This window comes from Streptomyces sp. NBC_01546 (genome assembly GCF_045208355.1).
Classification (GTDB): domain Bacteria; phylum Actinomycetota; class Actinomycetes; order Streptomycetales; family Streptomycetaceae; genus Streptomyces.
Map to the genome: position 1 here is coordinate 2,547,597 of NZ_CP109379.1, position 10,351 is coordinate 2,557,947.

Here is a 10,351-nt window from a genome sequence, read left to right on the forward strand (position 1 = left end):
CGGACTGGCCGAGGAACCGATCGCCGGGCCTGAGCCGCGCCCCCCTCCTCGGGCCGCCCGCCCCACCCCCGGCGCGACAATGGCGTCATGCCCGAAGGAGACAGCGTCCGGCGCGCGGCGACCCGCCTCCACACCGCCCTCGCCGGCAAGCCCCTCACCCGCAGCGACCTCCGCGTCCCCCGCTTCGCCACAGCCGACCTCACCGGCCGCACCACCCTCGACGTCACCCCGCGCGGCAAGCACCTCCTCGCCCGCTTCGAGGGCGGCCTCACCCTGCACAGCCACCTCCGCATGGACGGCGCCTGGCACGTCTTCCCCGCGGGTGCCAAGTGGCACGGCGGTCCCGCCCACGAGATCCGGGCGGTCCTCGGCACCGCCGAGGACACCGCCGTCGGCTACCGCCTGCCCGTCCTGGAACTGATCCGCACCGCCGACGAGGACCGGGCCGTGGGCCACCTCGGCCCCGACCTCCTCGGCCCCGACTGGGACGCGGACCGGGCCGCCGCCAACCTGCTCGCCGCCCCCGAGCGCCCCCTCGGCGAGGCCCTGCTCGACCAGCGCAACCTCGCCGGGATCGGCAACATCTACAAGTGCGAGCTCTGCTTCCTGGCCGGGGTCACGCCCTGGACCCCGGTCGGCGCGCTCCCCGAGGCCACCCTCCCCCGCCTGGCCGCCGCGGCCCACCGCCTCCTGTCCGCGAACACCGGCGACCGGCCGGGCCCCCGCAACACCACCGGCAGCCGCCGCCCCGGCCAGGACCTCTTCGTGTACGGCCGCAGCCACCGGCCCTGCCTGCGCTGCGGCACCCCCGTCCGCGAGGCCCCCCAGGACGGCCGCCCCACCTACTGGTGCCCCCGCTGCCAGACCGGCCCGGCCACGGCCCCGGACCGACCCCGGCCCACTGGTTGACGCTCCGTCAGATCCGGTCGTACGGTCCCGGCATGCCCACACCCACAGCCTCGTACGACCTCACCGGCCGCACCGCCCTGATAACCGGCGCGGCGAGCGGCATCGGCCGTGCCACCGCCGTCCTCCTCGCCGAGGCGGGTGCGCACGTGCACTGCGCGGACCGCGACGAACAGGGGCTCGCCGAGACGGCCGCCCTCGTCGCCAAGGCAGGCGGCGCCGCCACCGTCCACGCCCTCGACGTGACCGACCGAACCGCCCTGCGGGCCGCCGTCACCGCCGCGGGCCCGCTCGACATCGCCGCGGCCATCGCCGGGGTCATGCACACCAGCAGCGTCCTGGAGACCACCGACGAGGACCTCGACCGGGTCCTGGACATCAACTTCAAGGGCGTCCTGCGCACCTGCCAGGAAGCCGCCCGTTCCATGATCGCCGCGGGCCGCCCCGGCTCGGTCGTCACGATGGCCTCCGGCGCCGTGGACGCCGCCCAGCCCGGTCTGCTCTGCTACAGCGCGGCCAAAGCCGCCGTCGTCCAGCTGACCAAGACGCTCGCCACCGAGGCCGGCCCGCACGGCATCCGGGTCAACGCGGTCGCCCCCGGCTGGATCCGCACTCCGATGACCGGCCGGCACGGCGCCGAGGTCCAGGACCAGACCGAGGCCGTGATGGTCCGCATGTCCCCGCTGCGCCGGGTCGGCGAGCCCGAGGACATCGCCCAGGCCGTGCTCTACCTGGCCTCGGACGCCTCGTCCTTCATGACGGGCCAGATTCTGCGCCCGAACGGCGGAGTGTCGATGCCCTGGTAGCCCCCGCCGCCCCGGCGGCCTTGCGCACCGGGCCCGGAACACAGTGCACCGGCAGCAGCCCCAGCCCCCAGCCCCCCACGGCCACCGCACCCTCCACGGGCCCGGACTCCGCGGGCGCCAGGGCCAGCCGCAGCACGGCCCACCACCACAGCACCCCCACCGCCAACGCGAGGGCTGTCAGGAACGGCCGCACGGTACCTCCCTGGGGGTCCCCCCGGACGGAGTTTGGGGGAGGGCCGGAGCCCGGACCGCACCATCCTCCCGCACCCGCCTTGGCCCCGCACCCAGAACAGCCGGGAGCCCCGGCCGGTGCATTACGCACCGGCCGGGGCTCCGGCCACACTCATACGCTCACGTACTCGCTCACGCGGCTACGACATTCACCGCTTCCGCAGGCGCCTTGATGGTCACCCGCTCCGGCCCGGCCGTGACCGAAGCCATGGAGACCGAATTGAGCATCGGGCGGACCGGCACACTCACCGGTTCGCTTGCCGCGGCCGACTGTGCCAGCTCGGCCAGCGACAGTTCATCGCTGACTTCGCGCATCAGCTCGGACATCCGTACGTCCAACGCGTCGCAGATCGCGGAGAGCAGCTCGGAGGATGCCTCCTTCTGCCCCCGCTCCACCTCGGAGAGATAGCCGAGCGAAACTCGGGCCGACGAGGAGACTTCGCGCAGAGTACGGCCCTGGCGCTGGCGCTGCCGACGCAGCACGTCACCCAGCAGGCGACGGAGCAGAATCATCGGTGGCTCCCTCCTCTGACCGTGTAGCCGCATCCTTCACGCCCCACCGTACCGCCTCGCGCCGCGGCCGTGCGGGGAGCGATGTCGTGTTCACTCAGGGCTGCAAACATCAAATCCCCCCGTTCTGTTCCGTATCCTGCCCCCGCGCATTCTCACGGAGTTGGCTCGAGAGAAGTTCGAGCACTGTCCGTGCGCTCTCCCTACGAATTTCCGCACGGGAGCCGTTCAACCTCAGCCGGGCCGTTTTCCTGCCTGCCGGACCCTCCACGGCGACGAAAACGGTGCCCACCGGCTGCCCGTCCTGCGGGTCGGGACCGGCCACTCCCGTGGTCGCGATTCCCCACGAAGCGCCCATCACGCGCCGCACCCCGGCCGCCATCTCCTCCGCGACCTGCGCGTTCACCGCACCTTCGGCCGCCAGCAGCCCGGCGTCCACCCCCAGGACCCGGTGCTTGAGCTCCGTCGCGTACGCCGTGACCGAGCCGCGGAAGGAGCGCGAGGCTCCGGGGACGGCGGTCAGCTCGGCGGCCACCATGCCGCCGGTCAGGGATTCGGCGACGGCGAGGGTCTGGTCACGCTCCGCGAGCAGCCGCAACACCTCCGCCGCCACCCCGGACGCGTCCAGCGCCTCCGGGGAATCCCCCGCCGCGTCCGTCACCTGGCAGCCCGCTCCGCGGCGAGACCCTGGCGGCGCAGGACGACCGCCTGCCGGATGTAGTCCAAACCGGTGACCAGAGTCAGCACGACGGCGACCGCCATCACCCAGAAGCGCAAGGTCGCCAGCGGACCGGTCAGTGCGAGCACGTACATGCCCACGGCCGTGCCCTGCGCCAGGGTCTTCAGCTTGCCGCCCCGGCTGGCCGGAATCACTCCGTAGCGGATCACCCAGAAACGCAGGAGCGTGATCCCGAGCTCCCGTCCGAGGATCAGCCCGGTGACCCACCACGGCAGGTCTCCGAGCCAGGAGAGGCAGATCAGCGCCGACCCCATGATCGCCTTGTCGGCGATGGGGTCGGCGATCTTGCCGAAGTCCGTGACCAGGTTGTACGTCCGGGCCAGGTGCCCGTCGAAGATGTCCGTGATCATGGCGACGGCGAACGCCGCCCAGGCCCAGGCCCGCCAGGCCGGGTCGTAGCCGCCCTCGGCGAGCAGCAGGAAGACGAAGCCCGGCACCAGCACGAGCCGGATCATCGTCAGGATGTTGGCGATGTTCCACAGGCTGGCCTGATTGACCGCCGCGGCTCCCAGCTTCGCGCCGGGCGCGGGCCGGCGGCCGGTCCCGCCCGCCGCAGATGCCGGGGCTCCGGTCATCCGGCCGCCTCCTCAAGATCCATGCCAAGGGGCTCGGCCACCAGGTCCACACCCAGGGTGCCGACCACCTTCGCCGTGACGATACGCCCGGGGACCAGGCCCGTGCCGTCCGTGAAGACGACCTGGCCGTCGGTCTCGGGGGCCTGGTGGGCGGCGCGCCCGTAGGCACCCTCGCCGTCCTCCGCCTCGTCGAGCGGAACCACCGTCTCGACGAGTACCTCCAGCGTCTCTCCGATCCGCTCCTCCGCGCGCTGCGAGGTGAGCTCCTCGGCGAGGCGCTGCATGTGGGCGAGCCGCTCGGCGATGGTGTCCTCGTCCAGCTTGTGGTCGTAGGTCACCGCCTCGGTGCCGTCCTCGTCGGAGTAGCCGAACACGCCGATGGCGTCGAGGCGCGCGTGGGTGAGGAAACGCTCCAGCTCGGCGAAGTCCGACTCCTTCTCGCCGGGGAAGCCGACGATGAAGTTGGACCGGACGCCGGCCTGCGGGGCCTTGGTGCGGATGGTGTCCAGCAGCTCCAGGAACCGGTCGGTGTCACCGAAGCGGCGCATGGCGCGCAGCACGTCGGGGGCCGAGTGCTGGAAGGACAGGTCGAAGTACGGGACGACCTTGGGGGTCGAGGTCAGTACGTCGATCAGACCGGGCCGCATCTCGGCCGGCTGGAGGTAGCTGACGCGGACGCGCTCGATGCCGTCGACCTCGGCCAGCTCCGGCAGCAGGGTCTCCAGCAGCCGGATGTCGCCGAGGTCCTTGCCGTACGAGGTGTTGTTCTCGGAGACCAGCATGATCTCCTTGACGCCCTGCTCCGCGAGCCAGCGGGTCTCGCCCAGTACGTCGCTCGGCCGGCGGGAGATGAAGGAGCCGCGGAAGGACGGGATGGCGCAGAAGGAGCAGCGCCGGTCGCAGCCGGAGGCCAGCTTGACCGAGGCGACGGGGCTCTTGTCCAGGCGGCGGCGCAGCGGCGCGCGCGGCCCGGAGGCGGGCGCGACGCCCTCGGGGAGGTCCGCGGGGGCGGCCTCGGGCTCCTGCGCGTGGCCGGGCAGTGCGACCTCGGCCTCCTGGCGGTCCGCCGGGCTGATCGGCAGCAGCTTGCGCCGGTCGCGCGGGGTGTGGGAGGCGTGGATGCCGCCGTTGAGGATGGTCTGCAGGCGGTCGGAGATGTCGGCGTAGTCGTCGAAACCGAGCACGCCGTCCGCCTCGGGGAGCGCTTCGGCGAGTTCCTTGCCGTAGCGCTCGGCCATACAGCCGACGGCGACGACGGCCTGCGTCTTGCCGTGATCCTTCAGATCATTGGCTTCGAGCAGGGCGTCTACGGAGTCCTTTTTGGCGGCTTCGACGAAGCCACAGGTGTTGACGACGGCAACGTCCGCGTCGGCGGCGTCCTCGACGAGCTCCCAGCCATCCGCCGCCAAGCGGCCTGCGAGCTCCTCCGAGTCCACCTCGTTACGGGCGCAGCCAAGAGTGACAAGGGCGACGGTACGGCGTTCGGGCATGGACTCAAGACTACTTCGTCCCGGCGGCGGCCCCCGCCTCAAGTCCCCTCACAACAAGATCCCCGGGGCCTGCGGCAGGTACCGCACAGCGCCCCGGGGATCCGGATCAAAGCGTTCCGCCCTAGGGCGGCCTCGGGTCAGCCCGCCTGGGGCTGTTCCTGGAGGGGGTCTTCCTTGGTGTATGTGAGACGTTCCACCTGGCCCGGCTGGAAGTCGTCCTTGATCTCCTTGCCGTTAACGAAGAGCTTCACGGCCCCGGCGTCGCCGAGCACGAGGTCGACGGACTCCTTGTCCGTGAACGTCTTGGACTGGCCCTGGGTCAGGGTGCCGTCGAAGAGCAGCCGGCCGTTGTGGTCCTTGGCCGAGATCCAGCTCTCGCCGGTGTCGGCCGTCAGGACGACCGTGACGAGGTCCTTGGGCGCGGCGGCGATCGCGCTGTCGGAAGGCTCCGGCTTGGGCGCCAGCGGGGCCTGGGGCGTCTGCTGGGGCTGCGCGGCCGGCTTCCCGCCGCTCTGCTTGGGAGCGGGCTTCGGGGCGGCGGAACCTTCCGCCACCGGCTTCTTGGCCTTCTCGTCGCCGCCGCTGAAGGCGGTGAAGCCCACGAAGCCGATCACGGCGACGATGGCGGCGACCATGGCGGCGGTCCAGTTGGGCCGCTGCCTCTCGGGGCGGAGGCGCTCTGCCTCGAACATCGGCGCGGCGGGGGTGGGTGCCGGCCGACCGCCGTGAGCCGCGTCGTAGCTCTCGATCAGGGGTGCCGGATCGAGGTGGACGGCGCGGGCGAGCGTACGGATGTGGCCGCGGGCGTAGACGTCGCCGCCGCAGCGCGTGAAGTCGTCCTCTTCGATCGCGTGCACGATCGGGATGCGCACGCGGGTGGTGGAGCTGACCTCGTCGACGGTGAGCCCGGCGGCGATCCGGGCCTTCTTGAGGGCCGTCCCGATGGACGGTCCTTCGACGGAACGTTCGACGATGCGGTCCTCGGACCGGTCGTCGGTCGAAGGACGCTCTTCTTCGGGGGAGTTGGCGTTGCCGATGGACACGAGGGCGCCTTTCGAGCGTGTAGCCACCTGCTGGATGTCCAGTCTAGGGGGGTGACGAAAGGGTGGAGCAACCGGAGGGTGCACTTCATACGCCATCCGAATGGCGCGGAAGGTTCCGCCCGGTGCGGCGGCGCTGCGCCGTGCGCGTGCCGTGCGCGGTGCCGCCACCTTCCTTCAACTGGACGCGAGCCCAAGGGAAACGGTTGCCCCCCGTTTCATTACGGATGGGCCTCAGCTCATTACGGATGGGTCTCACCGCGGATGACGGCGAGCACTCCGTCCAGCTCATCGGCCTTCAGCAGCACGTCGCGCGCCTTCGAACCCTCGCTCGGGCCGACGATTCCGCGCGATTCCATGAGGTCCATGAGCCGCCCGGCCTTGGCGAAGCCCACCCGCAGCTTGCGCTGGAGCATCGAGGTGGAGCCGAACTGCGTGGAGACGACCAGCTCGGCAGCCTGGCACAACAGGTCCAGGTCGTCGCCGATGTCCTCGTCGATCTCCTTCTTCTGCTTCTGACCGACGGTGACGTCTTCCCGGAAGACGGGGGCCATCTGGTCCTTGCAGTGCTGGACGATCCCGGCGATCTCGTCCTCGGTCACGAAGGCGCCCTGGAGCCGGACCGGCTTGTTCGCGCCCATCGGCAGGAACAGTCCGTCACCCTTTCCGATCAGCTTCTCGGCGCCCGGCTGGTCCAGGATGACCCGGCTGTCGGCGAGCGAGGAGGTGGCGAAGGCGAGCCGCGAGGGCACGTTCGCCTTGATCAGGCCGGTGACCACGTCCACCGAGGGCCGCTGGGTCGCCAGCACCAGGTGGATGCCGGCCGCACGGGCCAGCTGCGTGATGCGGACGATCGAGTCCTCCACGTCGCGCGGGGCCACCATCATCAGGTCGGCCAGCTCGTCGACGATCACCAGCAGGTACGGGTACGGGCTGAGCTCGCGCTCGCTGCCCGGCGGCAGTTTGATCTTGCCGTCCCGGATGGCCTGGTTGAAGTCGTCGATGTGCCGGTAGCCGAAGGCGGCCAGGTCGTCGTAGCGCAGGTCCATCTCGCGCACGACCCACTGCAGCGCCTCGGCGGCCCGCTTGGGGTTGGTGATGATCGGCGTGATCAGGTGCGGGATGCCCTCGTACGCCGTCAGCTCCACCCGCTTGGGGTCCACCAGCACCATCCGGACGTCCTCCGGGGTCGCCCGGACCATGACCGAGGTGATCAGGCAGTTGATGCAGGAGGACTTTCCGGAACCGGTGGCACCGGCGACCAGCACGTGCGGCATCTTCGCGAGGTTGGCCATGACGTAGCCGCCCTCTACGTCCTTGCCCAGCGCGACCAGCATCGGGTGGTCGTCCTCGGCCGCGTCCGCCAGCCGCAGTACGTCGCCCAGGTTGACCATCTCGCGGTCGGTGTTCGGGATCTCGATGCCGACCGCGGACTTGCCCGGGATCGGGCTGATGATCCGCACGTCCGGCGAGGCCACGGCGTAGGCGATGTTCTTCGCCAGCGCCGTGATCCGCTCGACCTTCACCGCCGCGCCGAGGGTCACCTCGTAGCGGGTGACCGTCGGCCCCCGGGTGAAACCGGTGACCTGCGCGTCGACCTTGAACTCGGTGAACACGTTCGTCAGCGAGGCGACCACCGCGTCGTTGGCGGCGCTGCGGGTCTTGCCCGGCCCGCCGCGCTCCAGCAGGTCCAGCGAGGGCAGCGCGTACGTGATGTCCCCGCGCAGCTGGAGCTGCTCGGCGCGCGGCGGCAGGGCCTGGGTCTGCGGCGGGGCCTTGGTCAGATCCGGTACCGCCAGCGTCCCGGAGGCCGCGGCGGTGGTGTCGCGCGGGCCGGCTCCCTCGGCTTCCTCGGCCGCCGCGGCCGAGCGCGGTACGGGACGCTCCTCGCGGGCGGGCGGCACCGGAGCGGTGATCTCCACGCCCTCCCGCTCGACGGAGATCCCCTGGGTGAGGTCGGCGACCAGCGGAGACGGCGGCAGTCCGCCGTAGACCACCCCGTCCAGTGCGGCGGCAGCCGCCGCGGCCACGTCGACGGCGTCCATCTCCCGGTCCATGGCCGGCCGGGACGCGGCCCGCCGCGGCCGGCGCCGCCGGGCGAGTGCCTCCTCCTCGGCGGCGTCCACCGGATCGGCGGGGTCCTCCCCGGCTCCGGTACGGGCCCGCCACCGCTCCGGATCGTGCCGGTCGGCAGCGCCCGCCGCGCCCTCGTGCTCCCCGTAGCCCTCGTCGTATTCGTTCGGCGCGATGATCCCGAGCCTGATCCCGAGCCGCCGCAGCCGCTCCGGGATCGCGTTGACCGGGGTCGCGGTGACCACGAGCAGCCCGAAGACCGTGAGGAGCACCAGCAGCGGTACGGCCAGCGGCGCGCCCATGGTGAAGATCAGCGGCTTGGAGGCGCCCCAGCCGATGAGCCCGCCCGCGTTCTGCATGGCGGTGGTGCCCTCGTCGCGGCCGGGCGCCCCGCAGGCGATGTGGACCAGGCCCAGCACCCCGATGACCAGGGCGGAGAGTCCGATGCCGATGCGGCCGTTGGCGTCGGTCTGCTCGGGATGGCGGATGAAACGTACCGCCATGACACCGAGCAGGATCGGCACGAGCAGATCCAGTCGCCCGAAGGCACCCGTGACCAGCATCGTGACCAGATCCCCGACGGGACCGCTCAGGTTCGACCAGGTTCCGGCGGCGACGATCAGTGCGAGGGCGAGCAGCAGCAGCGCGACGCCGTCCTTGCGGTGGGCGGGGTCGAGGTTCCTGGCACCCTGGCCGATCCCGCGGAAGACGGCGCCGACCGCGTGCGCGCAGCCGAGCCACAGAGCGCGCACCAGCCGCACCACGCCCCCGGTCGGAGACGGCGCGGGCTTGGGCGCGACCTTCTTGACCGGGGCGCGCCGGGCGGCAGCGGCCTTCTTCGCGGGAGGCTTGCGCGCGGGAGCCGCCTTCTTCGCCGGCGCCGAGGTACGGCCGGTGCGGCCCTTCGCGGTGCCCGCGGTGCTCTGGGAACCCTTGCCGGACGTACGTGAGGCCATGGGCCCGAGATTACCGGTGTCCACGCCGGTGGACACGCGTGCCCACCCCTTCACCCGTTCGTGTCGCCCGTTCCGTAGGCGCTTTGACGCGCCGCCAGCCCTGACGCACCGCCAGGCGGGGTGCCCCTCAGCCCTGCAACGGCAGTACGGCTCCCCCGCCGGCCCCCGGCTCCAGCGCGTCCAGCGCCCGCCGCAGCCCCGTCAGCTTGCGCTCCAGATGAGCCGCGGTCGCCACCACCGCCGCCTCGGCCGAATCCTCGCCGAGCTGCTTGGTCAGCGCCTCGGCCTGCTCCTCGACCGCCGCGAGCCGCGCGGAGAGCTCGGCCAGCAGGCCGGCCGTCTCCTTGCTGGCGTCCACGCCGTTCGAACCGCCGCCCTCCAGCTGGAGCCGCAGCAGCGCCGCCTGCTCGCGCAGTTGGCAGTTCTTCGTATACAGCTCCACGAAGACCGAGACCTTGGCGCGCAGCACCCACGGGTCGAAGGGCTTGGAGATGTAGTCCACCGCGCCCGCCGCATAGCCGCGGAAGGTGTGGTGCGGACCGTGGTTGATCGCGGTGAGGAAGATGATCGGGATGTCCCGGGTCCGCTCCCGCCGCTTGATGTGCGCGGCCGTTTCGAATCCGTCCATTCCCGGCATCTGCACATCCAGCAGGATGACCGCGAAATCGTCCGTCAGCAGCGCCTTGAGCGCTTCCTCTCCCGACGACGCCCGGACCAGTGTCTGATCGAGCGCGGAGAGGATGGCCTCCAGCGCCAGCAGATTCTCCGGCCGGTCGTCGACCAGGAGGATCTTGGCCTTCTGCACCATGCCCTGTCCTCCTCGCCCCGGCATGGGGCCTCCCCGGCTCCAGGCTCCGGCCTGTGCGCCGGGCCCCGCCCCAGAGGACGGCATCCTTGCGCCGTCCGTCCTTGTGCCGGTCATCGTAGCCCCAGTCCCGAGATCGCCACACCCTGTCACCAAGATGTCACTGTGCACGTAGTCCTGTCCGGTCGATCCGGCCGAGCTCGCCGGCCGGATCGACCGG

Annotated in this window: 10 protein-coding genes; 2 read left to right on the forward strand and 8 right to left on the reverse strand. The window is 71.7% G+C overall.

The window, feature by feature from the left end; genetic code table 11:
• The first annotated feature begins 87 nt into the window (after positions 1–87).
• Positions 88–909, forward strand: a complete 822-nt coding sequence (locus OHA89_RS11260) for an Fpg/Nei family DNA glycosylase (RefSeq protein WP_266614643.1) — start codon at positions 88–90, stop codon at positions 907–909.
• A 32-nt stretch (positions 910–941) separates the two neighbouring features.
• Positions 942–1,712 (forward strand): SDR family NAD(P)-dependent oxidoreductase, encoded by a 771-nt coding sequence (locus tag OHA89_RS11265; RefSeq protein ID WP_266614645.1) that lies wholly within the window; start codon positions 942–944, stop codon positions 1,710–1,712.
• On the opposite strand, the gene OHA89_RS11270 is transcribed toward OHA89_RS11265, so the two are convergent.
• The 8 genes from OHA89_RS11270 to OHA89_RS11305 form a co-directional block, all read right to left on the reverse strand.
• Positions 1,660–1,905 carry a hypothetical protein gene (locus OHA89_RS11270; protein ID WP_257553915.1) on the reverse strand — a complete coding sequence of 82 codons (246 nt, stop codon included), beginning with the start codon at positions 1,903–1,905 and terminating at the stop codon, positions 1,660–1,662. The genes OHA89_RS11265 and OHA89_RS11270 overlap by 53 nt on opposite strands.
• 170 nt (positions 1,906–2,075) lie before the next feature.
• On the reverse strand, positions 2,076–2,456 hold the full coding sequence (locus tag OHA89_RS11275) for a helix-turn-helix domain-containing protein (RefSeq protein WP_069922226.1): 381 nt from the start codon (positions 2,454–2,456) through the stop codon (positions 2,076–2,078).
• Between the two features lie 109 nt (positions 2,457–2,565).
• Positions 2,566–3,114, reverse strand: coding sequence for a CinA family protein (locus tag OHA89_RS11280; RefSeq protein WP_257553916.1), 549 nt, complete (start codon positions 3,112–3,114; stop codon positions 2,566–2,568).
• The gene (gene pgsA, locus OHA89_RS11285; protein WP_215142159.1) at positions 3,111–3,767 is read right to left on the reverse strand and encodes a CDP-diacylglycerol--glycerol-3-phosphate 3-phosphatidyltransferase; all 657 of its coding nucleotides are present in this window, start codon (positions 3,765–3,767) and stop codon (positions 3,111–3,113) included. The genes OHA89_RS11280 and pgsA overlap by 4 nt, the downstream gene beginning before the upstream one ends.
• Positions 3,764–5,257: a 30S ribosomal protein S12 methylthiotransferase RimO gene (rimO, locus tag OHA89_RS11290; RefSeq protein WP_257553917.1), complete on the reverse strand. Its 1,494-nt coding sequence runs from the start codon at positions 5,255–5,257 to the stop codon at positions 3,764–3,766. Before rimO ends, pgsA begins: the two co-directional genes overlap by 4 nt.
• Before the next feature lie 137 nt (positions 5,258–5,394).
• Positions 5,395–6,300: a RodZ domain-containing protein gene (locus tag OHA89_RS11295; RefSeq protein WP_215142155.1), complete on the reverse strand. Its 906-nt coding sequence runs from the start codon at positions 6,298–6,300 to the stop codon at positions 5,395–5,397.
• Between the two features lie 239 nt (positions 6,301–6,539).
• Positions 6,540–9,326, reverse strand: coding sequence for a DNA translocase FtsK (locus OHA89_RS11300; protein ID WP_406366063.1), 2,787 nt, complete (start codon positions 9,324–9,326; stop codon positions 6,540–6,542).
• A 127-nt stretch (positions 9,327–9,453) separates the two neighbouring features.
• On the reverse strand, positions 9,454–10,134 hold the full coding sequence (locus OHA89_RS11305) for a two-component system response regulator (protein WP_215142151.1): 681 nt from the start codon (positions 10,132–10,134) through the stop codon (positions 9,454–9,456).
• Positions 10,135–10,351: the final 217 nt, after the last annotated feature.

Coding starts and splice junctions, on each gene's coding strand:
- OHA89_RS11265 (WP_266614645.1), top strand. CDS start 942: ATGCCCACACCCACAGCCTCGTACGACCTCACCGGCCGCACCGCCCTG.
- OHA89_RS11275 (WP_069922226.1), bottom strand. CDS start 2,456: ATGATTCTGCTCCGTCGCCTGCTGGGTGACGTGCTGCGTCGGCAGCGC.
- OHA89_RS11300 (WP_406366063.1), bottom strand. CDS start 9,326: ATGGCCTCACGTACGTCCGGCAAGGGTTCCCAGAGCACCGCGGGCACC.
- OHA89_RS11260 (WP_266614643.1), top strand. CDS start 88: ATGCCCGAAGGAGACAGCGTCCGGCGCGCGGCGACCCGCCTCCACACC.
- OHA89_RS11305 (WP_215142151.1), bottom strand. CDS start 10,134: ATGGTGCAGAAGGCCAAGATCCTCCTGGTCGACGACCGGCCGGAGAAT.
- pgsA (WP_215142159.1), bottom strand. CDS start 3,767: ATGACCGGAGCCCCGGCATCTGCGGCGGGCGGGACCGGCCGCCGGCCC.
- rimO (WP_257553917.1), bottom strand. CDS start 5,257: ATGCCCGAACGCCGTACCGTCGCCCTTGTCACTCTTGGCTGCGCCCGT.